Origin of the sequence: Serinibacter salmoneus, from assembly GCF_002563925.1 — a bacterium.
Classification (GTDB): Bacteria; Actinomycetota; Actinomycetes; order Actinomycetales; family Beutenbergiaceae; genus Serinibacter; species Serinibacter salmoneus.
In genome coordinates this window covers 1,842,339-1,866,463 of sequence record NZ_PDJD01000001.1, presented here as the reverse complement: position 1 = coordinate 1,866,463, position 24,125 = coordinate 1,842,339, and the positions used below count along the sequence as shown (strand labels likewise).

The following is a 24,125-nucleotide window of genomic DNA, read 5'->3' as shown; positions in this document are numbered from 1 at the left end:
CGATGCGCAGCAGTCGTAGAGGAGAGATGCAACGTGGTGTACGCGATCGTCAAGGCGGGTGGCCGTCAGGAGAAGGTGACCGTCGGTGACATCGTCGTCATGGACCGGGTGACCGGTGCTGTCGGCGACCAGGTCGAGCTGACCCCCCTCCTCCTCGTGGACGGTGAGAAGGTCACCTCCGCAGCCAAGGATCTGGAGAAGGTCACGGTTTCGGCGGAGATCGTTCGGGACGAGAAGGGCCCGAAGATCACCATCATGAAGTTCAAGAACAAGACCGGCTACCGCAAGCGCCAGGGGCACCGTCAGAAGTTGACGCGCCTCAAGGTCACCGCGATCGCCTGAGCCCCCGCGGCTCCCAGCAGAAAGGGGTGTGCTCATGGCACACAAGAAGGGCGCAAGCTCCTCTCGCAACGGTCGCGACTCCAACGCCAAGCGCCTCGGCGTGAAGCGGTACGGCGGCCAGGTCGTCAAGACGGGTGAGATCATCGTCCGTCAGCGCGGCACGCACTTCCACCCGGGTGAGGGTGTCGGTCGCGGCGGCGACGACACGCTGTTCGCCCTGCAGCCCGGTGCCGTGCAGTTCGGCACCCGCCGTGGGCGTCGCGTGGTCGACATCGTGGCCTGATCAAGGCTTCAAGTCCGTGAGGGGCGCACCGCACACGCGGTGCGCCCCTCACGGCGTATCCGGGTCCGCTCACCCACCGGTGATCGCCCCACCCCTGACCGGCCGGACCGGCCGGACCCCTGATGTGGAGGAACGAGAACGTGGCTGCATTCGTCGACCGAGTCGTCCTGTTCGCCGCCGGCGGTGACGGCGGCAACGGCTGCGCGTCCGTGCACCGCGAGAAGTTCAAGCCGCTCGGCGGGCCCGATGGGGCCAACGGCGGCAACGGGGGAGACGTGGTGCTCGTGGTCGATCCGCAGACCACCACGCTGCTGGACTACCACCACCGGCCGCACCGCACCGCGGAGAACGGCACCCAGGGCAAGGGCGATATGCGGCACGGCGCCAACGGCGCGGACGTGGAGCTGAAGGTCCCCGAGGGCACCGTGGTGCGCACCCGCGACGGCGAGGTGCTCGCTGATCTCATGGGTGCCGGCACCCGCCTCGTCATCGCGCGCGGCGGGCAGGGCGGGCTCGGGAACGCGGCCCTGGCCTCCCCGAAGCGCAAGGCCCCCGGGTTCGCCCTGCTGGGTGAGCCCGGCGAGGAGGCCGAGGTCGTCCTGGAACTGAAGTCGGTGGCGGACGTGGCGCTCGTGGGCTTCCCCAGCGCCGGGAAGTCTTCCCTGATCGCGGCCATGAGTGCCGCGCGGCCCAAGATCGCCGACTACCCGTTCACCACCCTCGTGCCGAACCTCGGCGTGGTGCAGGCGGGCGAGGAGCGTTTCACCGTGGCGGACGTGCCGGGCCTGATCCCCGGTGCGAGCCAGGGCAAGGGCCTGGGCCTGGAGTTCCTGCGGCACATCGAGCGGTGCGCGGTGCTAGTACACGTGCTGGACTGCGCCACCCTGGAGTCCCAGCGCGACCCCATCAGCGACCTGGACGCGATCCTGGCGGAACTGGAGGCGTACGCCCCGGACCTGGACATCGCCGGCAGCGACGTGCCGCTGCTGGAGCGCCCGCAGTTGGTGGCGTTGAACAAGACCGACATCCCTGACGGCCAGGACCTGGCCGACATCGTGCGCCCGGACCTGGAGGCGCGCGGCTACCGGGTGTTCGAGATCTCCTCGGTCTCCCACGCCGGGCTGCGGCAGTTCTCCTTCGCCCTGGCGGAGCTGGTCGCCAAGGTGCGGGCGGAGCGCCCCGAACCCGAGGCCGCACCCGTGGTGCTGCGCCCCCGGGGCCGGGACGAGGCGGAGTTCTCCGTCAAGCGCGTGAAGACGCCGGACGGCGAGGCCTACCAGGTGCGCGGCTCCAAGCCCGAGCGGTGGGTGCGTCAGACCGACTTCGCCAACGACGAGGCCGTGGGCTACCTCGCGGACCGGCTCGCGCGGATCGGTGTGGAGGAGCAGCTCGCGAAGGCGGGTGCACTGCCCGGCGACACCGTGGTGATCGGGGACGTGCAGGGCGGTGTGGTCTTCGACTGGGAGCCCACGATCGCCACCGGCGCGGAGCTGCTGGCCCCGCGCGGGACGGATATCCGTCTGGACGGTCCGCAGCGCCGCACCACGGGGGAGCGGCGCGAGCAGTACGCCGCCCGGATGGCCTCGGACGCCGCGGCGCGCGAGCGCTTGGAGCGCGAGCGGGACCTCGGGGTGTGGGCCGACCCGGACGTCGAGGGCGACGACTCGTGAGCCGCGCCGCCCTGCGCGGCGCCCGCCGCATCGTGGTGAAGATCGGTTCGTCCTCGCTGACCGACGCCTCCGGTGGCGGACTGGACTCGGGGGCGGTGACCGCCGTCGCCGATGCGGTGGCGGGTCGCTTCGCCGCGGGCACCCAGGTGGTGCTGGTCTCCTCCGGCGCGATCGCCGCGGGGCTCGCGCCGCTGGGCCTGACGACGCGGCCGCGGGACCTGGCCACGCAGCAGGCGGCGGCGAGCGTGGGGCAGGGGCTGCTCGTGGCGCACTACACCCGCGCGTTCGCCGCGCACGGGCTGACGGTGGCGCAGGTGCTGCTGACCGCGGAGGACGTGATCCGGCGCGCCCAGTACAAGAACGGGCAGCGGGCGCTGGAGCGGCTGCTCGCGCTCGGCATGGTGCCGGTCATCAACGAGAACGACACGGTGGCCACGGACGAGATCCGGTTCGGCGACAACGACCGGCTCGCCGCGCTGGTGGCGCACGTGGTGCAGGCCGATGCGCTGGTGCTGCTCACCGATGTGGATGCCCTCTACACCGGGCACCCGCGGCTGGCGGATTCGCGGCGGATCTCCGTGGTCGCCCACCCCGGCGAGCTGGACGGCGTGGAGGTCTCCCAGCGCGGTAGTGGCGTGGGGACCGGCGGCATGACCACCAAGGTGGAGGCCGCCATGACGGCCACCGGCGCCGGGATCCCGACCCTGGTGGCCGCGGCGCGGGACATCGCGCCGGCCCTGGCGGGTCAGGACGTGGGCACCTGGTTCGAGGCGACGCATGCGCGGCCCCGGACCCGGCGGCTGTGGCTCGCGCACGCGGCCTCCACCCGCGGGTCGCTGATGCTGGACGACGGCGCGGTGGCGGCGATCACGGACGGCAAGCGGTCCCTGCTCGCCGCGGGCGTGGTGGACGTCTCGGGGACCTTCGACCCCGGCGACCCGGTGGAACTGCTCACCCCCACGGGGTCGGTGGTGGCGCGCGGACTCGCGGGTTACGGCAGCGAGGAACTCCCGGAGCGGCTGGGCCTCTCGAGCGGCGTGCTGCGGGAGCGGTTCGGCGCCGACCGGCCCGTGGTGCACCGCGACGACCTCGTGGTGCTGCGGCCGAAGGTGCACCGCACGCGCTGAGGGCGCCGAGTGAGGTGGGGCCAGGCGGGGTCGGGCGGGTTCCCGGCGCACGGCTCAGCAGGTCGCCTCCGGCGCGGGTTGATGCTCGCGCACGGCGAAATCCCCGCCCTGCACGCGGGTGAGCGTGTACCGGGCGCTCTCGGCGCCGAGGCCGTGCCGCCCCCAGCCGTCTCCCGTGCGCAGGATCTCCGTGTCCGCCCAGTCCAGGCAGAGGTCCACCACGATCCGCTCGTGCCAGGCGGAGGCGAGGAGCGTGCCGTCCTCGGCGCGCTCCTGGTGCCAGGTGCTCCGGCGCGCCGCAGCGACCTGCACCCTGGTGACGGCCGGTTCCCCGTGAAGACGCACGCCCTCCCGGCGCAGGTGCGCGATCTCCTCCGCCAGCTGCGCGGCCGAGGCGCCGGCGTGGCGGGAGGTGAGTTGCGCCGTCGTGCCCTCCTCGAAGCCGGTCTGCGCCCCCGCAACGTAGAGCGCGAGCGTCTCCAGGGTGAAGGCGACGGCGTCGTCGACGGCCACCGGTGTGCCTCGGCCGGTGGAGGTCCCCACCGGGGAGTGGGTGGGCGCGTTCGTGGCGGGTGCGATCCATGGCTGCGGTGCTGGGGGCGGAGCGCCCGGCGTGCAGCCCAGCAGCATCCCGGCGCTCAGCATTCCGGCGCTCAGTATCCCGGCGGTGAGGGTCCCGGCGGTGAATGTCGCGGCCGCGGACCGGTGGCTCATGGACAATCCAGGTCGTCCACCGGCTCGCTGGCGTGCAGCCGCAGCGTGCCGTCGGGCGCTCGGACGATCGACTCGCGCAGTTGCGTGACGCCCAGCTCGCCCTGCTCGACGGGTTCGCCTCGCACGGTGAACTGCACGGGCGACCAGTCCAGGCACACCTCGAGCACCACCCCGGAGACGTAGTCGGTGAGGTTCAGCGAGGAGGCCCCCAGGATCGCGATCTCGGGTTTGCCCGCGAAGGTGAGCTCGTCCTCCAGTGCCTGGCGCTGCTCGGTCAGCAGGGCCTCCCGGGCCTGGTCGGCGTGCGCCGCCAGGAGCGCGGCGGTGTTGCCCTCGTCGGCGAACCCGGTCGCCATCGCCAGGAGATAGCGCTCGTGCAGGTCGAGGTAGAAGGCGGTGGCCTGCTCCAGGAACGCGCGCTGTTCCTCGTTCCACCAGGGGCCCGCGGACTGGGTCGGCGCGACCGTTGCGGTGGAGGTGGCCGACGGCGCGGGCTGGCTCGGGGTGGGATCGGCACCCGGGGTGCAGGCCGCGAGGATGCCGACGACGATGCCTGCGCATGTCGCGAGTGCCGCACCCCCGCGGCCGGTTCCCGTCCTGCGAGTCATCCTGCACCCCCTGCAGCATGTGCCCGGAACGCTACTCCTGGGGTGTGCCCGGGCGTAAGGGGTCGCCGCGAGCCGGGCAGGGCACGTCGTCGGCGCCCTGGATGGCGCGGATGCGCAGGGCGCCGTCGGCGGAGCGCATGATCGTGACGGTCAGCGGCTCGACGGCGCGGCCGCTGCCGGTGGGCGACCAGTCGACGCAGACCTCGAGCACGATCGCGGACACCACCGGGGAGGCCACCAGGGAGCGCACGGCGGTGTGGGTCAGGCGCGGGGTGCCGATCAGGGTGAGGTCGTCCTCCCGGGCGAGGCGGATCTCCTCCAGCAGGTCCTCGCGCGCCTTGGCGGTGTGCACCGCGACGAGGGCGGCGACGTGCTCGGGGTCCGCGTAGCGGCGCTGCATGCCCGCGATGAGCTGATCGAAGGTGGCGCGGTAGAAGGCGGTGGCCTCGGCGATGAAGGCGAGTTCGTCGGCGTTCCACCAGGTGCCGATGGCGATCGTGCTGGGGTCGGGGGACGGCGTGAGGGCCGACGGCGCGCTGGCCGACGGCGTGGGTGGCGCTGACGAGGAGGGCTCACCCGGGGTGCACGCCGTGGTGGCGAGGGTCGCGACGGCCGCGAGCGTGGCGCACGACGCGCGGGTCGCGCACCTGGCACTCCTCGTGCGCGCAGCGCCTGCGCGGCCGAACCGTGTCCTATGAGCCATCCTGCACTCCCTGCGGCAGGTGCCATGCAGGCTACTCCGCGGGGCCCGCGGCGGGGAGGGTCGGTGATGATGCGGCCAAGCCTCTGGTCAGGGGACGAGGTTGACCTTGCGGTCGATGACGGCGACGGGGCGGGTGTTGACGAGGTCGAACGCCATCGTTCCGGCTTCGCCGCCGCCGCTCCATTCGACTTGCCAGCTGGAGGTGACGGTGAGGTCGTAGGTTCCGCCGGGCTGCGCAGTGCTGGTGCGCTCCCAGCCCATCGAGCAGATGTCGAGTCCCTCGAGGGCGCGCACGCTGTGGAGAGTTGTGTGGTGGTGCAGGGGATGGTGGCGCTGCCGTCGCCTGGGTCGACCGTGACCGAGGCGAGTACGGCGACACGCGGCAACGAAGGCGCAGGCTCACCACGACCCCTGCCCGACGGTAACTGGACGCTGGGAGTTCATGATGACCTTAGAGGGGGAGTGAGTGTAGTATCGGCGCTCAGGAACAATTTGGGATCATTAGAGGTGGCCCCTCCCGAGGGGCAGTGAGGACCCGTGCATCATGACCGCTCAGCCAGCCCCCGTGAATCACAGCGCGCCGTGCCAGAGTGCCAAGCGGGTCGGGTGCAACTGTCACTGCGTGGGAATGGTGCATCAGAAGAACATCTTGATGGCCGCCTTCAAGTCGTGTGGAAAGCCCGAGAAGTTCGACGCCGAGCTCACGAGACTGTTCGGCTCTCCCTTCAGAAGTGTCTCCGCCGACCCAGTCGCTGGCGAGTCCGTCCGTAGGAAGGACTGGCAGCCGGTTGCATCTGCGACTCCGCAGAAGCAGTGTTCGCAGATCGAGCAGCGCATCGTCGATGTTGCGGTGCGGGATGTCCTTCGCATCGTTCACTTGATTCCGAAGTCGAGCAAGGTTGACTGGGTGCCCTTATTGGAGGGCTTGACCTGCCGAACGAGCTGGAGTGACGTCGCTAGACAGGTTCAGGCCTTCGCGGGTCGACCCGATCGGGCAAGCGGTTTCTTCTGGAGTAGTGCTCTCGCCGCGACTCTCGGTGCTTGGGACAAGACCCGCCCGACAGCAGCGCCGAGATCGTCAGACATTGCTGCGTTCCCCGGTTCGCAGTCGACGGTGTTCAAAGAGGTGCGTCATCCTCGCGCAAGGTCTGGAAACACGGTCAAAACCATCAAAGAAGTGGCAGACCCCTTGGCGTTCAATGTTGCTGCTGAGACCTTGGCTGCGGCGCTCTCGAGGTCGTCGCTTCCGATGCGAGAGGGTCGTGCCGTTGTTGCCGTGATTGGTTCTGTCACGTCTGCAGATCTTTGGCGGCACCCTGCGGCTGTCCGCTATCTCCTTATCCCGGCGATCGGGATCCTGCGGCGCGACTTCAGTGGGACTTTCTCGCTTGACAGCCAATCTCGACTCACGGAGCAAATCATCGAGGACGAACTTGTGCAGAAATGGCGAGCTCGCGGAGTGTGGTGACGATACAAGGGGGCCTCAGGTGGCCTTCGCTCGGGTGAATAAGATGCGCCATCACCCGGACTGAGCGCGCTCGGAATCAGTATGCCCACCACAACTGCACATGGCGCATTTTCGCGCACGCAAGGCAGAATCACGGCCGAGGCCTGGCGGTGACGTCGACGCAATCAGCGGCCTCGTCCGGTGAACTTCTGTTCCGGTCAAAGGAGGGGCAAGGCCTGGTCGCGGGATTCGAGTGATCGCTGCAGGCCCCTTCCCTTGTTGTTCATGGGACGAGGTTGACCTTGCGGTCGATGACGGCGACGGGGCGGGTGTTGACGAGGTCGAACGCTATCGTTCCGGCCTCGCCGCCGCCGCTCCATTCGACTTGCCAGCTGGAGGTGACGGCGAGGTCGTAGGTTCCGCCGGGCTGCGCGGTGCTGGTGCGTTCCCAGACCACCGAGCAGACGTCGGCGCCCTCGAGGGCGCGGGTGCTGGTGGAGAGTTGGTCGGTGGTGCAGGGGGTGGTGGCGCTGCCGTCGCCCGGGTCGACCGTGACCGAGGCGAGTTCAGCGGTCGCGGTGACGGTGATGCCGCCGGCGGAGGCCTCGGCTGAGTTCGGGCCGGTGGTCTCGGGGCCGGAGTCGGCCGCGAAGACCTGGTTGGGCATGCGGATGAGGATGTTCGGGTCGGCGTTGTCGGGCTCGGGCGCCATGCCGATGTCGATCGCCCGTAACTGCATCGAGTCGACCGCGCGTTGCGCCAGCAACGCTGGGGACGGCGGTGTCGTCGCCGGTGGCGCGACCGGCAATGAGATCAGGATGAAGTTGGCGCCCGCACCTTGCTCGGGGCCGCCGATGTAGCACCGGAACATCCCGCCGTTGCCGTCCGCATCGAGACTCACGGGCACTGGGTCGACGTAGCAGTTGGAGGACGAGAGCCAAACTAGACCGCCCACCTCGCACGGTATCTCCACTCGTGTTGAGTTGGATCGGCAAACCCGAGGCTTTCCGGGATCACCGGACTCTCCGTCCTCGATTATTGGAGTGATGGCGTTTTCCGGTGGCGGTTGCCATGGAGCTCGCGAGTCGAGGTCGCAGTTTGCAAAGCGGCCGTTTGCGTCGCAATCTCCGCTGGCGTCTGCGTGCGCAGACGGAGCGCCGATCACTGCTGCGAGGATCACGCTCAGCAGCGTGACCAGTGCCCGACTCAGCACAAGGCGCCTTCCTCGATCTCGGAGGCGGAAATCTCCCAGACAACCTGGGACTCTCCCCGCTGTAGCGTCTCGACAATCTCGATGCGCTGGCCGCGTCCCTCAGACGGTTCTCCGGCAATCAGATAGTCCATCTCGGTCGTGTCCGTGCACACCCGGAGAGACACGGACTCCGGGCTGACGGCGATCGGCTCGATACCGTCAGCGCGAACCGCCCCGACGAGGACCCTTTGCTGCTCGACGTAGAGGGAGATCTCGCGCGCGATGATGTTCCTCGCTTCGCCCGTGTAGTACGACATCACCTCGTCGATCCCGGATTGCTCGCTGAATCCCTCCTGGGCGGCGTCGTTGTAGGCCGCGAGCCCAGCGAGGTAGGCAGCTTCGGCCTCCTCGATGAGGGCCTGCTCCTCCTCGGTCCATTCGGAGCTGGGGGACTCCGTGGGCGTGGGGGAGTCCGTCTCAGTGGGCTCCTGGGTGGTGGGCTCGGCGGTCGTCGGTTCCGCGCTGGTGGCCGTGGTGGTCTCGGGTGCCGTGGTCTCGACGGCGTCGTCCCCGCCGGAGCAGGCGCCGAGCAGCCCCACGGCCAGCCCGGCTGCGGTCAGGCGGACAGTCCATCCGCGCGGTCGAATCGTGCCAAGCGTCATCGCGTCCCCCTCGATAGCCGGTGGTCGTCAGGCTAGGGGGAATCCGCGTGGTGTGGGGGAACGGGCATCACGCCCTGTGGACAACGGCCCCGAGAGCCGCACTGAACACCGGCCCCGAAGGCCGCACGCCCGCACGCCCGCACGCCTGCGCGCTACGGCGCGATCTGACTCGCGGCGTCCGCTCGGTGATAGGTCCGGTCCACGTACACCAGGCGGGCCGGTGCGCCCGGGTCGGCTGCGCCGTCGTCAACCAGGTCGGTGACCCGGCCCACCACCAACAGCGAGGACCCGGCGGTCACCCGCTCCGTGAGCTCGATCCGGGCCCAGGAGTCGACGTCGGCGAGGCGCGGCTCGCCGGTGGGGAGGTAGGCCACGTGCTGGTCGGCGAACCGGTCGATCCCGGAGGTCGCGAACCGCACCGACAACTCGGCCTGGTCCTGGGCGAGGAAGGAGACCACGGCGCTGGACGCCGTCGCGAGCGCGCCATAGGAGGAGGAAGCCTGGGCGATGGAGAAGGCCAGGTAGGCCGGTTCGGCGGACACCGAGATCACCGAGGTGGCGGTGAATCCGACGGGGCCGTCGGGGCCCTCCAGCGTCACGATCGCCACCCCGGCCGGGTGGCGGCGGAAGAGGTCCTTGAACGCGGTGGCGTCCACGGCCTCGGCGGGGCGCTGCCGCGTGCTGCAGGGGGCTGACGGGCTCATGCATCGAAACTACGACCGTCACAGGTCCACGTGCAGGGGTTCGTGAGGCGTTCCACATGATGGACGAGAGGGTGGAACACGCGGTGCGCGTCACACGCGCAGAGAGTTGACACGACAACTCAATCCGCCCTAGCGTGAGCGTCACGGTCTTGAGTGCCAGCACACAGCCCCGGCTAGCTGGCCGGCAACCCTCCTCTGCGGCGGGGTGCCCCGGGTGACGACCAGGCGCTGGCTACCTGCCAGTGCAAGCGCTCACCCCGCCACGGCGGGGAACCCCGAAGGAACTGGACACGATGGCAACGCGAGTGCAGACCCCAACCCTGCGACACTCCACCACGTCCTCGATGTGTGGCATGCCGATGGCATGCCTGTGTATGCGCTGACGGCGGTGCGGTTCAGCGACTAGGCCCACGGGCTCCTCGCACCTGCTGGCCAGACCAGCCCCCACCGTCGTCGTACCCACACAACCCCGGCACGCCGCCGCGCACCTCAGGCGCACCCCGATGCGCCCCGCGCCCAAATGGCGCGAGCGAGCGCGCGTGCCCCCACACATCGCCCCTGCCCCGCGCAGGAGAACCAGGACCACTCTCATGTCTGCAACCACCAGCACCCGCTTCACTCTCGGCCTCGACCTCACCACCCTTGGCGCGAAGGCCAGCGTGCAGCGGCGCGCCACCGCCCGCACCGGCGAGAAGGTCTCCCTGACCGACGTCGCCGAGTACCTCGACCTGGCCCGCGAGGCCGGGGTCGAGCTCGTCACCGTGGGGGAGTCCTTCCGCCTGGAGGACACCTCCCGTCAGGACGCCTGGCTCGACCCGGCCGTGCTCGCCTCCCGCCTCGGCGCCGAGGGCCACCTCACCGACGGCCCCGCGATCGCCCCCGCCCTGCCCGCCGGGTTCATCGACCCGGTCCGCCTGGCTCGCGCCGTGGCCGGCATCCACGCCCGCACCGGCGGCAACGGCGGCTGGCAGGTGCCGATCAGCACCACCGCCGGCGGAGTGCACGAGGAGATCCGCCGCGTCTGGGCCGCGAACAGGGACGCCAACACCGGCGGGCGCCGCCCGCTGCTGGTGACCGCCCCGACCGACCGCGCCACCGCCGTGGTCGCCGGCCGCCACTCCGACGTGGTGCGCCTGCGCGTCAGCACCATCGCGGAGGCCCGCGAGTGGCGCACCGCCATCCGCACCGCCGCCACCCAGGCCGGCCGCAACCCCGATGACGTGCGCGTGGTCGTCGACGCCATCACCGTGATCGGGGACGACGCCGCCTCCGCCCTCTTCCGCGCCGACCTGCTGCGCGACCTGGGCGCCCAGGCCGACACCCTCACGATCGCCGGCACCGCCCGCGGCGTGGCCGAGGAACTGCAGGCCTGGTATGCCTCCGGGGCGGTCGACGGCGTGGTGATCCTCCCCGGTTCCGTGCCCACCGATGTGGTCGCCCTGGCCACCCAATTGGCCCCCGAGCTGCGTTCCCTCGGGGTGTTGGAGGGCGACGGCGTGGCCGAGGACCTGCTGCCGGCCTCCGCCGGTCTGGACGCGGCCCTGGACGCCGCGCTGGCCGACTGGAAGTGATAGCGGCGGCGATGGGACGGGTGAGACGCCGCGCCCGCCGCGGGGCGCGGCGTCCTACCCTGTGAGCATGTCCACGCAGCACACCTCCCAGGCCGAGTACACCGCCGCCGCAGCCACGGCCGACAGCCCGCCGCAGGCGAGCGAGTCGGAGGTGCGCGAGGGTGTGCACGCGATCGCCCGCCAGGCCAAGGTCGCCGCCCGGGCCCTCGCCGCCGCCACCGGCGAGCAGAAGAACGCCGCGCTGCTCGCGATCGCCGACGCCCTCGTGGCCCACGCCCCGCAGATCCTCACCGCCAACGCGCAGGACGTGGAGCGTGAGAGCGCCGCCGGTATGAGCGCGGGCCTGGTGGACCGGCTGCGCCTGGACGAGGCCCGCATCGCCGGAATCGCCGACGCGCTGCGCGAGGTCGCGGCCCTGGCGGACCCCGTCGGTGAGGTGGTGCGTGGCCAGAGCCTGCCCAACGGCCTGCGGGTGCGCCAGACCCGGGTGCCGCTCGGCGTGGTCGGCGTGATCTACGAGGCCCGCCCCAACGTGACCGTGGACGTGGCGGGCCTGGCGCTGAAGTCGGGCAACGCCGTCGTGCTGCGGGGTGGGAGCGCCGCCGCCCGCTCCAACGAGGCGATCATCGCGGTGCTGCGCGAGGCGCTCGCCGCCCAGGGCCTGCCCGCCGACCTGGTGACCTCCGTGGACGCCTACGGCCGGCCCGGGGGAGTGGAACTCATGCGCGCCCGCGGCCTGGTGGACGTGGTGGTGCCGCGCGGCGGAGCCAGCCTCATCCAGACCGTGGTGGAGCAGTCCACGGTGCCGGTCATCGAGACCGGCGTGGGCAACTGCCACCTGTACGTGGACGCCGGCGCGGACGTGGCGCAGGCCGTTGCGATCCTCATGAACGGCAAGACCCAGCGCGTGGGCGTCTGCAACGCCCTGGAGACCCTGCTGGTGCACCGGGACGCGGCCGCGGAGTTCCTCCCGGCGGCGCTCGCCGCCCTGGCCGGCGCGGACGTCACGCTGCACACGGACGACGTCGCCGCCTCCTACGCCCCCGAGGGCGCCCGGGTGGTGCCCGCCACTGCGGAGGACTGGGCCACGGAGTACCTCAGCCTGGACATCGCGGTGCGCGTGGTCGGGGACATGGAGGCCGCGCTGGAGCACATCCGCACCTACTCCTCCGGGCACACCGAGGTGATCTGCACCCCGAGCATCGCCGCGGCCCGGCGGTTCACGCAGGGCGTGGACTCCGCCGCCGTGATGGTGAATGCCTCCAGCCGCTTCACCGACGGCGGGCAGCTGGGCCTGGGTGCCGAGCTGGGGATCTCCACGCAGAAGCTGCACGCCCGCGGCCCGATGGGCCTGGCGGAGCTCACGACCACCACGTGGGTGGTCGAGGGCGACGGTCACATCCGGCCCTGAACCCGGCGCCGTCGGCTTCGCGCACGACGGTTGGGCTTCGCGCGCGGCGGTTCTGCGATCGTCCCGGCGTCACCGCACCGCTGTGACCTGGGTAGATGCGCCGGCCCCGCCAACGGCGCCGCGCGTATCCGCCGCCCGCGAAGGCGACCCGCCGTGCGCGAAGCGCGGCTCGGCACGGCGCGCAGCCGGCCGCCCCCGCCGCACGCAAGAGGCCCCGCCACCGCGATGCGGTGACGGGGCCTCGGGGAGGCTCACTCCGGCGCTAGTTCGCCTCAACCCGCCGCCGCCGACCCGGGGGCCTGCGGCGGAGTTCCTTGCGCCTGGATCAATCATCCGCGCTCGGGAGGGCTCCGAACCGGGTACAAGGTCCCCCTGCGCCAGCCCCTGTGCCACCCCCTGCGTCGACCCCTGAGACCCCCGGCGACACCGGGCGGCGCCCGGGTTGCGGTTCATGGGAGGATTGGTGCGGCACGGGGAGGTCTCGAGGCCGATGGGAAGGATGACCGAATGACCAGCACGCTCGTTCTGCTCGCCGAGGTTGCGCACGAGGAGTCCACGCGGCCCAACCCGTGGCTCTACGGCGGCATCACGCTCGCGGTCCTCCTGCTGCTCCTGCTCGCGACGTATGCCTTCCGCAGCGTCGGGACGCGTCGACGCTGACAGTGCCCAGCCAGCGCGACCCCGGGTCGCGACGTGTCGGCGTGATGGGTGGCACGTTCGACCCCATCCACCACGGCCACCTCGTGGCGGCCAGTGAGGTCGCCGCGCAGTTCGCGCTCGACGAGGTCGTCTTCGTCCCCACCGGGTTGCAGCCGTTCAAGGCGGATCGTCGCGTCACCCCGGCGGAGCACCGATATCTCATGACGGTGGTCGCCACCGCCTCCAACCCGACCTTCACCGTCTCCCGGGTGGACATCGACCGCACCGGCACTACCTACACGATCGACACGCTGCGCGATCTGCGCGCCGAACGTCCCCACGATGAGTTGTTCTTCATCACCGGGGCGGACGCGCTGAGCCAGATCCTGTCCTGGAAGGACGCCGCGGAGCTGTTCTCCCTGGCGCACTTCGTGGGAGTCACCCGCCCCGGGCACGATCTCAGCCCCGAGGGCCTGCCCGCCGCGAAGGTCTCCTTCCTGGAGATCCCGGCGTTGGCGATATCGTCGACCGATTGCCGCGAACGAGTGGGGCGCGGGCGCCCGGTCTGGTACCTGGTGCCCGACGGCGTGGTGCAGTACATCCAGAAGTATCAGTTGTACCGGGGGAGTGGAGAGGCTGATGAGTGAGGAGAAGTCGGAGCGTCCGTTGACGCGCCGCGAGTTGCGCGAGCAGCGCCAGCTCGCTGAGCGTGCCGAGGCCGCCGCGCAGGCCACGGCCGCGAATCTGACCCCGGTCCGGGACGACGACGCAGCCACCTCGGGCGGCGACGCCGCCCCCGTGAGCGGTGGCGCCGCGGACCGCTCGGGGCAGCCGGGCGCACCCGCCGCAGCCCCGGAGCAGGGCGCGCAGGAGTCGGCGCAGCCGCAGCAGCCCCAGTCGCCGGGCGCCGCCTGGTTGCAGGCCGGTGGGCATCCCCCCACCCGGCGTTCGCGCCGTCAGCAGACCCAGACGGCGATCCCGGCGGCCACGGCGGGGGAGCACATCGCCGACACCAGTTCCTCCCCGAGCGTGCCGCCCGATGCTGCGGTGAGCCGCGAGACGCCGTCGCCCGGCCCGTCACGCCCGCCGAGCCGCCGCTCGATGCGTGACATGCCCGCGCCGGCCACGCCCTCGCGGGGCGAGCGGATGCCGGCCCCGGGCCCACGGGAGGCGGATGACCAGGGTGAGGCTGCGCCGTCGACCCCCTCGGTGGTACCGCCGGCGCGCGCGCAGGGCGTGCGGCGCCTGGAGTCCACCGGGGAACTCTCCGCGGTGCGCTCCACGCGCGCCCGGGAGGACTCCCGGGTGGAGATCACCGGGCCGATCGACTGGTCCAGTTCCATGATCCCCGCGGTCACCGAGGACACTCCGGCCCCGGACGGCGCGGGTGCGCCGGCTTCCTCGAGCACGCCGACCACCCCGACCGCCCCGACGACCCCGACCGAGCGGCCCCGCCGCGTCTCGGTGCTGGGCAACGGTGGCGCCACACCCTCCTGGGGCGGTGTGAACGGCAGCGCGGGGGCGGCTGTGCCCCGCCGCCCGCCGGAGGTGTCGGGGGCGCTGTCGCGTCCGCCGCTCAAGCCTGATGAACTCGCGCGCGAGGCCGCAGCGAGCCTGGAGGCCGAGGGCTTCACCCCGCGGCCGCGCTGGGTGGTGCCGTTGGCGATCGTCGGGCTGATCGTGCTCGGCGTGGCGCTGGGCACCGGCGCCTACTTCCTGTTCTTCGAGTGACCCCCTACCGACTGGAGTGTTCGTGACCGCATCGCCCAAGGCCGTGGAGCTTGCCGGGGTGGCCGCCCTGGCCGCCGCGGAGAAGAAGGCCGAGGAGATCATCGCCCTGGACGTCTCGGAACGCCTCGTGCTGACCGACGCGTTCGTGCTGGCCTCCGGCTCCACCGAACGGCAGGTCTCCGCGATCGTGGACGGCGTGGAGGAGGCCCTGCACGGCGCCGGCGTGAAGGCGGTGCGCAAGGAGGGGCAGTCGCAGGCCCGCTGGGTGCTACTGGACTACGGCGAGATCATCGTGCACGTGCAGCACGCCGAGGACCGCGTGTTCTACGCCCTGGAGCGACTGTGGGGCGACTGCCCGCAGATCGAGCTGCCCGACCTGGGCGAGGAGCCCGACGGCGAAGCCTCCCCGGCGTAGTGGTCGCCTCCCGGGTGGTGCTGTGGCGCCACGGCCAGACGGACTACAACGCCTCCTTCCGCCTGCAGGGCCAGGTGGACATCCCGCTGAACGCGACCGGGCGCGCGCAGGCCGAACGTGCCGCGCACCGGGTGGCGGAGTTCAACCCGAGCGTGATCGTGGCCTCGGACCTGGTGCGTGCCGCGGACACCGCGTGGGCGGCGGCGCACCTGCTGGACATGGACGTGGCGACCGACGCGCGGCTGCGGGAGCGCCACTTCGGCGTGTGGGAGGGCCTGCACGCCGACGAGATCGCCGAGGGCTGGCCCGAGGCTGCGGCCGCGTGGAAGCGCGGGGAGCACCCCGAGGGGATCGGCGCGGAGCGTCGCGCGGAGGTCGGCCAGCGGTTCGCCGCCGGCGTGGAGGCGCATGCGGGGTTGATGCCCGACGGCTCCACGCTGCTCGTGGCCGCGCATGGCGCCTGCATTGCCGTGGGGATCACCACGCTGCTCGGCCTCGATGCGGACGACTGGGCCGGGATCCGCGGACTCGGGAACTGCCACTGGTCGATCCTGGAGTCCTCCCCGCGCGAGCCGCGCTGGCGGCTCGATGCGCACAACGTCGGGGTCGCGTGAGGGGCACGTGCGGCAGGGGTTCGTTGACGGCCTCGGGCGGGGCTGCTGGCGGCCCGGAGGGCCCAGGATCGTTGCAATCCCGCCGGTTTGTGTCTGGGCCGCGGGTCACGTAAGATAGTCCAGGCCTGCGGGGGAGACAACCGGCAGACACGGGGCTATGGCGCAGTTGGTAGCGCGCTTCCATGGCATGGAAGAGGTCAGGGGTTCGAATCCCCTTAGCTCCACAGTGCGATGTCTCAGGACATTGTGAACGGCTGAACCACCTGTGATGGTGGTTCAGCCGTTTCTTCGTTGGTAGCCCTTGGTGGGGTCCGAGGGTGTAGGCCGCGAGGGTTGGCCGGTTGGTGTGGTGACGCTGGCTTCGTGGTTGTGGACCAGGACGGTCGCTTTTGCGTGGGCGCGGCCGATGCCGACGACCGCCCTGCGTGAGATGGCGACTCGATCTCTTGGGCTTCCACCAGGACGCTGGGGCCGGGCGGGCAGCGTCGTAGACCTCCTAGAACTCCGTCGGTGGCTGGTGATCGAGGTAGCTGTTCAGGCATGCGGTGTTTCCTGTGAAACTAGGACAGGAGTGCGGGTTCGACATCGTTTTTGCTGCTTCAGGGCCCCTTCTCGGGGGGATCAGCGCGGCTTGTCGGTGAGGTGCTCTTCCCCGGCGCGCAGCGGCCGCCAGCTTGGTCGCTCCTGATCATCAGGGCGCTCGCCTCACCCGCAAGCCGCGACACCAGAGTCCTCGCTCTACACCGGATCGGCGAATAGCCGCAATGTGCGACCCGCGACACGTCTCGGCCTAAGCGCGGAAAAGATCACGAAGCTCGGCTCGGCTGCTGACACCCAACTTCCGAAAGGCTGCGTTCAGTTGGTTTGTGACGGTGTTGACCGAGACGTCGTTAATCTCGGCGATCTCCTTCGAGGAGTATCTATCGGCGGCGAGCCGTGCAACCCGATGTTCGCGTTCTGTAAGCAATGTGGAGCGATCAGGCTGTGCGTTCCATAATGCCATCGTCGGCATCGCTACACGCATCTCGTCAGCGGCAAGGAGGTGCCTTCTTGCTGCCATCGCAGAAACCTTCCGCCGTTCATCGACCGCTGACAACCACAGACGTGTATCGGCTGCCGTGGTGACGAGCCCCAGTTCGGACGCATCCGCGGCAACCTGCGCCAATCTCTCGAAGTCGCTGTTTGCAACGGCATCGGCGTGGCTCGTGAAAAGCTGCAGTAGTCCGCCGCCCGCGATCGTGGATGCGGATCGAAGCAGCGCGGCGCTTTCGAATGGTCGGCGACCCATCCGCGCAACGCAGTGCGCGATCATGCCCCCAAAGTAGGTGTGCTGTGTTGACATGAGCCAGTTGGCTGTGTCGAGTAACAGGTCAGCGCTTTGGTCAGCACGGCGTTCTGCGTTAGCCTGCCATGCTTCAACCCAACTTCGTAGCATCACCACTTTCGGGTCACTTGCTGCAGCATCAGGAATGCTGTCAAGCCCTTTGCGCGCTTCGATGCTTCGCCCCGTGGCAAGAGCCGCTGCCGCAGTGAGGGCACGAGCGGCAGGGAGGAGGCCGGTGCCGTCCCGCCACGCAAGATGGGAAGCAGCGCTTTGGCCGATATTGTACGCGCGCTCAGCGTCCGCTGAAAAGAACTCGAGGAATCCGAGTGCATATTCCCAGGCACCCAACGATTCTGGATTGCTGTCTTGCGCTGACGTAATTGCTTGCCTCAAGCGCCTTCGGGTAGCGAGAACGTCCCCACTGTAGGACAACGCCATTATTTCAGTGAGTTCTATCAATGTATCGCCACCAGGAACGAGCGCAAGGAACTCATCGGGGACCTGCCGCAGTCGAGGCAGCAGTGTGGTCGTTTGCTGCAAGGGACCAGAAACTACTCCTGAGACTCCAGCCGTGATCAGGCTCATCGCCCCTTCGTGGCCACGGCTCTCTCGCTGTGTGGTGATCGTATCGTGTGCCTGTCCCGCGACAGCAGCCCAACGTACGCTCGCACCTTGCAAGTGCGCAATGCTCGCCTCGTCGTGTACTGAGGCGAGCGCGTCTTGAACGGTCTGTAGTGCAGTTTTCGCATCTGAATGGCGGATGCCGACATGCTGCGCGTAGGCGAGAGCCACCGATGTCTTCTCAGCATCGGTGTGCGCAATTCGCTTTGCCCTATCAAAATGCGAGTCGGCGGTACTTGTGCGGTCGAGCAGTGACGCTGCTAGGCCGCCGGTAATCAGAGCAGGCAAATGATCTGGTTCGTGCTCCAAGACTGCGGTGGCTGCGCGAAGCGCGAGAGGTGCATCGAACGATCCGAGGGCATATTCGGCCAGCGCCATCATGGAGTGTGGCGCAAAATCACACCCGTGATCCAAAGCCAAGAGAGTTGCTTGGCGCTGCGCATGCGGGCGCGTTTCTGCGGCCGGCCCGCTGAGTACGCGTATCGCACGGTGCACGACCTCGTGTCGCAATGCGGAAGAGGCGTGAGAGATGAGGTAGTGAGCATCCAGCGGTCGCGATAGTCTCAACCAGCCGCAATCAGTGCTCTCAATGAGGTCAGCATGCGCCAAGGCGTTTCGGTCATCGGTGCTTATCGCGGCAGAAGGGCATTCCCCTGTCAACGCGATGAGTGTGGCGGCCTCAATCGTTGTCGTCGGTAGGTGGCTGAAGCGCTCCGCGACAAGTCCGGTCAGCCGTTGGCTCGGTGCAGGAGGTCCGTTGATCTCCCAACCGTGGGGAGTCTCGATGAGGCCGCCGTTGTCCAGTGTTCCCCGTATGATCTCGCGGAGGTGCAGTGGGTTTGTCCCGGCTGCCGCGAGGATCTCGACCTCGGCGCGGGGTGTCGGGATTCCGCCGATGAGGCTGGAGATCAGCAGACGCGCCTCGGCTTCCGACAGTGCGGAGAGTTCTAATTCGGTGAGATACCCGCTATCATAGAGATCGTGAATGTCCTGCGGCGCGCTGTCAAGGTCACGTACAGTGAGAACGGCGGGTATCTGCGTGCTGGAAATGAGCTGTGTAACGACGTAGAGAGAGGCGCCGTCAAGCAGATCCACGTTGTCGACCAAGAGGACGGTTTCAGAACGCCGTCGTGAGAAAGTATCGACGACGACGGCCGGAGACTCCAGTGCAGCGGGTGACAGATCTCTGACACCCGCGAAGGCTCCCAACGGCACTGATGCACCTGCAGCGGAGCCAACAATGAGAGGCGCTCTTGCTCCAGCTTCGAGCAACTGCGCACGCGTCAGCCGCATAGTGTGAGACTTACCACTACCGTCCGGGCCCGTGAGTAATTTTGCTCGACCATGAGTCAGGGTCTCTTCAACAAGAAACCTCACCGTGCCCTGGCGTGGGGCGTCTCCACTCACGTTCGGCGTGTCCTCTCCGCACTTTCAAGGGACTGCCCTGCACCGCAACCCTCGCGTGTAGTCAACTTCTCACTATGGCTCCCGCCCCGGGACAAGCCTAGCGTTCGCAACGCTCGCTAGGTCCGTGCCGTCCACGAGAGAGAGACATGCCCACGCACTGCACTGCTCGAAGGCCTCCGCTCCCGCCCTCCCTGCGAACGCCGTCCGAGATGGCACTCGTGGTACGCGGAGGCGGCACGCCGGCGTATGCGGGCGAGGCGGTACTCGACGGTGTGACCGATGTGTACGTCAACGCCGCAGATCGGTCACAGGGCGCCTCGGCGGTGGCCAGCGACAAGGGAGCGAACAGTGGGCATCCTGAGCTGGCTCTTGCGCTCGGAGATGCCTCCGCCGAGTTCGCTGCTGGTTGTCGCAGACGCCTCAGAGCATATGAGCAGTGCTTTCGCCCAGCGCAAATGAGACGAGAGAGCGGCCATCGCGTGGATACGCGGTTCGGGTTGTGTTGCGCGGCCTTATGAACACCATCACCACCAGTTGCCCAAGGAGAGATCATGAAGACTGTTTCTAGAGGTTTTGCATCACTTGCGATCGCTACCCTCATGCTGAGCGGATGTTCCTCTAGTTCCCACGCACCGGACCTGGCGGAGAATAGTCCCGATGAGTCAACTGTCAGCGAAGAGGATTCGCACGAAGATTCGACGGCTGGCGAGGTAGCCGATGGCGAACGTGCATCCATCATGGGTACGGTGCGGGTCAACGACTTAACGACTTATGCTATAACCGAGGTGCGCAACTGTGAGCCTCTGAACGACGGAACAATCGAGCGGGAGCTGGAACTTCAAGGCTTCGGCGAACACGATGGCGAGCGCATTCAGATCGACGTGTACAAGCAAATGGTAGCTGGCAGTGCTGGCAACGAGGTGTCGTGGTCTGGCCCGGAAGGCGTTTTCGGAAGCTCAGGTGTCGCCAATATTACTTGGGGGTCCGGGGATGCCAATGTTCTAGGCTCGTCTGAAATGGTCGACAGTATGACGCAGACGGAGAGACTCATGATCGGCTTTGATTTGCAAGTCCCTGTTGAGACCGTGCCATGCCGGTAGGAACTCCCGTGGTTCTAGCGCCTGACCTAGCGGGCTCTGGGTGACTCGATCGGAGTGAGAGCCGCATTCGTCAGTGATGGCTTGAACGTTCTCGTTCCATGATGCGATCCGGGTGTCGTTGGCCGCTAGCCCACGATCATGCGGGAGGAGGCGTCGTTCGTCCCGCGGTTGGAGCAGACGCCGGGGAAGCCGCAGACGCGGTGGTACTCGGATGATGAGAAGGCCGCCGGGGTGCGGAAGGTGCGCACCCTGAGCGCCGAGCTGGGGACCGAGCGCGGCACCGTGCATCGGGCCATGACGCAACTGGGCTTCGGGGCGGAGCTCGACCGCCGATACCGGACGTGATTGCGTTCATCGACGCGTACCGCGGTGACGTCGCTGGCGGCGTCACGCTCACAGGCGAGATGCTCGTAATGACTGTCACGGGGTGCATGGACCAGCGTGGCAAGGCCACGGAGCGGCCAGTCCCGTCCGGGAGCTTCGGCCAGCTCTCGTGCCGCCTGTTCTGTGGCTGTTCACCGGAGGGCGGCCCCGTGGTCTTACTGGTCTCTTCCTTGTAGACGCAGGCCTGTCGCCGCGCTGCGATGCTCATCAACGGCGCCTCCTCGAGTACGAATGCTGCTTCTGCCAACGGCGTGCAGACGGCGAGGAACCGGTGGCGTTGAACAGGTCCACCCATGCCTCGACGGGCATGTCCTTCGGCAGACCGGCAGCGGTCACGCCGTGGCCGCGCAGCCACATCTGTGCTGCCTGGGGTGAGTTGAGTGGGGTGGTGCGTGCGAGGATCTGGGCGAGCCCGCGTCCGGGGCCGGTGTAGACGCGGTGGACCAGGGCGTGGAACTGGCGTCGCTGTGCCGGGGGCAGTAGCGGGTGTTCGCGGCGGTGGATGGTGAGGATTCCGCCGTCGACGCCCGGTCGTGGGGTGAAAGCGCGGGCTGGAACCCGACTGTGCAGCGTGAACTCGAACCAAGGCGCCCATTGCGCCGTCATCATCGTTGCGCCACCAACGCCTGCTCTGCGCCGCGCAACTTCCCATTGCACAAGCACGATTGCGTCGGTCCATGTCGGGGCGTGCAGGATGCGTCGCAATATGGCTGTGGCCTGGTGAAACGGCAGGTTGCCGACGAGCACATACGCTGACGCGGGAAGTCGGTAGTTCAGGAAGTCGTCGGCGACGACCTCAACGTGTGAGGGGCATTGCTCGGTCAGGCGCCTGGCGAGCTGGGTGTCGATCTCGACGGCTGTCACCGGTCGCCCGAGCTGGGCCAGTGGCGTGGTAAGGGATCCCTCTCCGGGGCCGATCTCGATGATCGGGCCCTCGGTGGTGGCCACGAGTTGAGTGATCGTGGCGATGGGGGTTTGGTCAGTCAGGAAGTTCTGGCCGTGCTCATGACGGCCACCTTGATAGGTAGGCACTGTTTGCTCCGTGGTTGTGGCGGAGCCGGGCACGCTGAAAGAGCCGCCCGGCCGTGATCACCGGGGGCGGGAGCAACAACGGGTGGAGTGTGCTCGTCGCCGTTAGCGGCTGCGCAGACGCAGCGAAGCAGTGCCGTGAACCAACATGCCAACCAGCGTAGGCGGTCCCATTGCACGTCAGCAACGCTATTACCCGTCCATGCGCCAGCAGACTCCTCGGCGTGGACGCCACCGAGGGTGCGCGGACCGTCACGGGCGGGCAGTGGTCGCCGGCTCAGCCTGCACCGACCGGACCATTCGGACACGCCTGCCTTCTCCTGATCGGAGTACCGCCGTGTGGCCGGTTCCCCCGCGCGCTCGTCCTCCCGCATGCGTTCACCCTCGTTCCCAAGTCGGGCGACTCCGCCCAACCAAAGGGCGATTCAACCCTTGGTCTCGATCCCGTCGGGTTTAGTAGTCCGGAGGAAGCGGATGACCTCGCGGTCGAGGCCATCACGATTGTGGTGCGCGTGCTGAATCAGTGACGTTCGGGTGTGAGCGGCGTGAGCGCATGGTCGCTGCGGCGAGCAGAACGCCCGCGGCTCCGCTGAGAGCTCCGGGGACGCCGGTGTTGCCGAGCACGAACACCGCGGTGAACACCATGCCATGGCTGAGGCCACTGATGAGGAATCCGGGCAATAGCCCGATCCAGAACGACTCAACCGTGAGCATGGCCGTGAGCATCAAGAGTCCTGCCGCAGAGAGGCCGAAGCCGAGGATCAGCACAACTGGGGCCGTCCATGCCTTCAGTAGGCGTCCGGCAAGGACGTTCCCGACGGTAGTGAGTGCGGCCATCGGTAGAAATGCCATGCCGGCGGCAAGTGGTGAGAATCCCCGTTGTTCCTGCACGAACAGAGTCACGATAAAGAACTCCGTTCCGACGCTGGACATGTACAGTGCGGCTGCGAGGGCGCCCCGACGGAGGTTCTTGATCTTGCGCAACTGTCGGTCGACCAGCGGAGTGACCGAGTGGCGCTCGTTGATCATGAACGCGGCCAGGGCGAGGACGGCGGCAACGGCGACGGCGACGAGCCAGACCAGGTCGGCACTGCTATCCCCAACCAGTGTCAGCGTGAGGACGACGAGCACGGTGGCGGCCGTACCGAGCGTCGTCGACACCGCAGGCACGCGAGCGCGCGCGGGATCAAGGTGAGCGGTGTCGGCCATCTTGCGGGCACCCCAGATGCAGGAGAGCACAATGGGGATATTGATCAGGAAGACCAGCCGCCAGGTGACCTCTGTGAACAACCCTCCGAGAATGACGCCGGCCGCAAGCCCGGACGCGCCCACGGCTCCCCAGGTCGCGTACGCCTTGGAGCGTAGGGGGCCAGTTGGGAAATTCACAGATAGCAGCGCCAGGATCGCAGGAGACAGGAAAGCTCCGGCGAGCCCCTGGAGTGCGCGGCCCGCGACTACTATCCAGTCCGCGGCCGCAACCCCAGCCAGGAGAGACTGGCCACGCCGAACGCAGCACTCCCCATGATGAAAACGCGGACAGCCCCGACCCTATCGACGACTTTGCCGCCGAAGAGCAGGAAGCCCGCAAAGGGCAGAGAGTACGCCGTCATCAGCCATTGCAGCATTGCGGGGTCCATGCCGAGATCAGTGCTGATGGTCGGCATCGCGACATAAACGGTGGAGAAGTCGGTCGCGATGCCGAACTGCGCCAGGCCGATCGTGGCAAGCGCGATGCCCTGTGCCCGGGTCATCGACGCGTGGGCAACAGGAGCCTGAGACGTGAGTGCCATGCCGAGAGGGTAAGAGTTGACATCTGAGTGAGGTGCAAGTGGCTGCGCGAGCGACGTCGCTCCGCATCCGGACGCGCTCCTCGGCGGCGCCTGGGCAAGTCGGTGGGCTACCATGCGGGCATGTCCGGCATTGACGTGGATGTGACGACGTCAGCGGACCGCGTCCTGTCGATCGGGATGCTCGCTGAGGCCAGTGGTGTGAGCACGGGATCGATCCGGTACTACGAAGAGCAGGGCCTGATTCAGTCGCAGCGAACCGACACCGGGCACCGGCGGTTCCGGCCCGAGGCCGTGGACAGGGTGATCCTGATCCAGCGACTGTTCTCGGCAGGGCTCAGCAGCCGAGAAATCAAGCCGGTGCTGCCATGCATGGTGGACGAGAGCGCCCGAACGTCTCTGCTTGTCGATGTTCTCCGCGATTACCGAGAGCGGCTTGCGCAAGAGATCAGGAAACAACGGCAGACCGTCCGCATCTTGGATGACGTCATCGACGAGTACGACACCGCCTAACCGCGTCGTGTTGTTTTCTGAAGGGTGTAGCCGTCGCCCGGTGCAATGCTGGCCTGAGTGCGGTGACCTCGCAGGCATCGACTGAGGTATCGCTCGTGCCTCGCGGGCCGTAGGCGTGGGCAGTGTG

The 24,125-nt window shown here is 68.6% G+C and carries 23 protein-coding genes, 1 tRNA gene, 2 pseudogenes and 1 riboswitch; of the genes and pseudogenes, 16 read left to right on the top strand and 10 right to left on the bottom strand.

Annotated elements, in window-relative coordinates; translation table 11 throughout:
• The first annotated feature begins 33 nt into the window (after positions 1-33).
• The 4 genes from rplU (at position 34) to proB (ending at position 3,422) form a co-directional block, all read left to right on the top strand.
• Complete coding sequence (rplU, locus tag ATL40_RS08380) at positions 34-342, top strand: 50S ribosomal protein L21 (RefSeq protein ID WP_098469148.1); 309 nt, start codon at positions 34-36, stop codon at positions 340-342.
• Positions 343-376: 34 nt separating this feature from the next.
• A complete protein-coding gene (gene rpmA, locus ATL40_RS08375; RefSeq protein WP_098469147.1) occupies positions 377-625 on the top strand; it encodes a 50S ribosomal protein L27 in 249 nt (82 codons plus the stop codon).
• A 140-nt stretch (positions 626-765) separates the two neighbouring features.
• Positions 766-2,295 (top strand): GTPase ObgE, encoded by a 1,530-nt coding sequence (gene obgE, locus ATL40_RS08370; protein ID WP_098469146.1) that lies wholly within the window; start codon positions 766-768, stop codon positions 2,293-2,295.
• Positions 2,292-3,422: a glutamate 5-kinase gene (proB, locus tag ATL40_RS08365; RefSeq protein ID WP_098469145.1), complete on the top strand. Its 1,131-nt coding sequence runs from the start codon at positions 2,292-2,294 to the stop codon at positions 3,420-3,422. The genes obgE and proB overlap by 4 nt, the downstream gene beginning before the upstream one ends.
• Positions 3,423-3,476: 54 nt before the next feature.
• Here proB and ATL40_RS08360 read toward each other — a convergent pair whose 3' ends face one another.
• From ATL40_RS08360 to ATL40_RS14720, 4 genes are all read right to left on the bottom strand, one after another.
• On the bottom strand, positions 3,477-4,136 hold the full coding sequence (locus ATL40_RS08360; protein ID WP_098469144.1) for a hypothetical protein: 660 nt from the start codon (positions 4,134-4,136) through the stop codon (positions 3,477-3,479).
• A complete protein-coding gene (locus tag ATL40_RS08355; RefSeq protein ID WP_098469143.1) occupies positions 4,133-4,744 on the bottom strand; it encodes a hypothetical protein in 612 nt (203 codons plus the stop codon). Before ATL40_RS08355 ends, ATL40_RS08360 begins: the two co-directional genes overlap by 4 nt.
• 31 nt (positions 4,745-4,775) lie before the next feature.
• Positions 4,776-5,447 carry a hypothetical protein gene (locus tag ATL40_RS08350; protein ID WP_098469142.1) on the bottom strand — a complete coding sequence of 224 codons (672 nt, stop codon included), beginning with the start codon at positions 5,445-5,447 and terminating at the stop codon, positions 4,776-4,778.
• 87 nt (positions 5,448-5,534) lie between these two features.
• Complete coding sequence (locus tag ATL40_RS14720; RefSeq protein ID WP_143556908.1) at positions 5,535-5,741, bottom strand: hypothetical protein; 207 nt, start codon at positions 5,739-5,741, stop codon at positions 5,535-5,537.
• A gap of 328 nt (positions 5,742-6,069) precedes the next feature.
• Between ATL40_RS14720 and ATL40_RS14715 the strand changes: the two genes are divergently transcribed.
• Entirely contained in the window at positions 6,070-6,915 is an 846-nt protein-coding gene (locus tag ATL40_RS14715; RefSeq protein ID WP_143556907.1) for a hypothetical protein, read from the top strand.
• A 262-nt stretch (positions 6,916-7,177) separates the two neighbouring features.
• Here the strand turns inward: ATL40_RS14715 and ATL40_RS08345 are convergent, their stop codons facing one another.
• The 3 genes from ATL40_RS08345 to ATL40_RS08335 all read right to left on the bottom strand — a co-directional run bounded on the left by ATL40_RS08345 (position 7,178) and on the right by ATL40_RS08335 (position 9,452).
• The gene (locus tag ATL40_RS08345) at positions 7,178-7,795 is read right to left on the bottom strand and encodes a hypothetical protein (protein WP_143556906.1); all 618 of its coding nucleotides are present in this window, start codon (positions 7,793-7,795) and stop codon (positions 7,178-7,180) included.
• Positions 7,796-8,100: 305 nt separating this feature from the next.
• A complete protein-coding gene (locus ATL40_RS08340; protein WP_098469140.1) occupies positions 8,101-8,748 on the bottom strand; it encodes a hypothetical protein in 648 nt (215 codons plus the stop codon).
• A gap of 152 nt (positions 8,749-8,900) precedes the next feature.
• The gene (locus tag ATL40_RS08335) at positions 8,901-9,452 is read right to left on the bottom strand and encodes a flavin reductase family protein (protein WP_098469139.1); all 552 of its coding nucleotides are present in this window, start codon (positions 9,450-9,452) and stop codon (positions 8,901-8,903) included.
• Between the two features lie 145 nt (positions 9,453-9,597).
• Positions 9,598-9,709: riboswitch (SAM riboswitch) on the top strand.
• A gap of 333 nt (positions 9,710-10,042) precedes the next feature.
• Here ATL40_RS08335 and ATL40_RS08330 point away from each other — a divergent pair.
• The 8 genes from ATL40_RS08330 (at position 10,043) to ATL40_RS08300 (ending at position 16,057) form a co-directional block, all read left to right on the top strand.
• A complete protein-coding gene (locus tag ATL40_RS08330; RefSeq protein WP_143556905.1) occupies positions 10,043-11,023 on the top strand; it encodes an LLM class flavin-dependent oxidoreductase in 981 nt (326 codons plus the stop codon).
• A gap of 67 nt (positions 11,024-11,090) precedes the next feature.
• A complete protein-coding gene (locus ATL40_RS08325; protein WP_098469137.1) occupies positions 11,091-12,434 on the top strand; it encodes a glutamate-5-semialdehyde dehydrogenase in 1,344 nt (447 codons plus the stop codon).
• 507 nt (positions 12,435-12,941) lie between these two features.
• Positions 12,942-13,094 (top strand): hypothetical protein, encoded by a 153-nt coding sequence (locus tag ATL40_RS15000; protein ID WP_169925915.1) that lies wholly within the window; start codon positions 12,942-12,944, stop codon positions 13,092-13,094.
• Between the two features lie 2 nt (positions 13,095-13,096).
• On the top strand, positions 13,097-13,720 hold the full coding sequence (nadD, locus tag ATL40_RS08320; RefSeq protein ID WP_281254895.1) for a nicotinate-nucleotide adenylyltransferase: 624 nt from the start codon (positions 13,097-13,099) through the stop codon (positions 13,718-13,720).
• Positions 13,713-14,804: a hypothetical protein gene (locus tag ATL40_RS08315; protein ID WP_098469135.1), complete on the top strand. Its 1,092-nt coding sequence runs from the start codon at positions 13,713-13,715 to the stop codon at positions 14,802-14,804. The genes nadD and ATL40_RS08315 overlap by 8 nt, the downstream gene beginning before the upstream one ends.
• Before the next feature lie 22 nt (positions 14,805-14,826).
• Positions 14,827-15,219 (top strand): ribosome silencing factor, encoded by a 393-nt coding sequence (gene rsfS / locus ATL40_RS08310; RefSeq protein WP_098469134.1) that lies wholly within the window; start codon positions 14,827-14,829, stop codon positions 15,217-15,219.
• On the top strand, positions 15,219-15,833 hold the full coding sequence (locus ATL40_RS08305; RefSeq protein WP_098469133.1) for a histidine phosphatase family protein: 615 nt from the start codon (positions 15,219-15,221) through the stop codon (positions 15,831-15,833). Before rsfS ends, ATL40_RS08305 begins: the two co-directional genes overlap by 1 nt.
• Positions 15,834-15,984: 151 nt before the next feature.
• A tRNA-Ala gene (locus ATL40_RS08300) sits at positions 15,985-16,057 on the top strand.
• 566 nt (positions 16,058-16,623) lie between these two features.
• Here the strand turns inward: ATL40_RS08300 and ATL40_RS08295 are convergent.
• Positions 16,624-19,071, bottom strand: a complete 2,448-nt coding sequence (locus tag ATL40_RS08295) for a helix-turn-helix transcriptional regulator (RefSeq protein ID WP_098469132.1) — start codon at positions 19,069-19,071, stop codon at positions 16,624-16,626.
• A 665-nt stretch (positions 19,072-19,736) separates the two neighbouring features.
• Here ATL40_RS08295 and ATL40_RS14710 point away from each other — a divergent pair.
• Positions 19,737-20,285 (top strand): YajG family lipoprotein, encoded by a 549-nt coding sequence (locus ATL40_RS14710; protein ID WP_143556904.1) that lies wholly within the window; start codon positions 19,737-19,739, stop codon positions 20,283-20,285.
• A gap of 138 nt (positions 20,286-20,423) precedes the next feature.
• Positions 20,424-20,621, top strand: a pseudogene (locus ATL40_RS08290) (hypothetical protein); the annotation flags it as partial.
• Between the two features lie 255 nt (positions 20,622-20,876).
• Here ATL40_RS08290 and erm read toward each other — a convergent pair.
• Together erm and ATL40_RS08275 are read right to left on the bottom strand one after the other, a co-directional pair.
• The gene (gene erm, locus ATL40_RS08280) at positions 20,877-21,701 is read right to left on the bottom strand and encodes a 23S ribosomal RNA methyltransferase Erm (RefSeq protein ID WP_098469129.1); all 825 of its coding nucleotides are present in this window, start codon (positions 21,699-21,701) and stop codon (positions 20,877-20,879) included.
• A gap of 492 nt (positions 21,702-22,193) precedes the next feature.
• A pseudogene (locus tag ATL40_RS08275) lies at positions 22,194-23,362 on the bottom strand (MFS transporter).
• Between the two features lie 246 nt (positions 23,363-23,608).
• Here ATL40_RS08275 and ATL40_RS08265 point away from each other — a divergent pair.
• Positions 23,609-23,998: a MerR family transcriptional regulator gene (locus ATL40_RS08265; RefSeq protein WP_098469126.1), complete on the top strand. Its 390-nt coding sequence runs from the start codon at positions 23,609-23,611 to the stop codon at positions 23,996-23,998.
• The last annotated feature ends 127 nt before the right edge of the window (positions 23,999-24,125 follow it).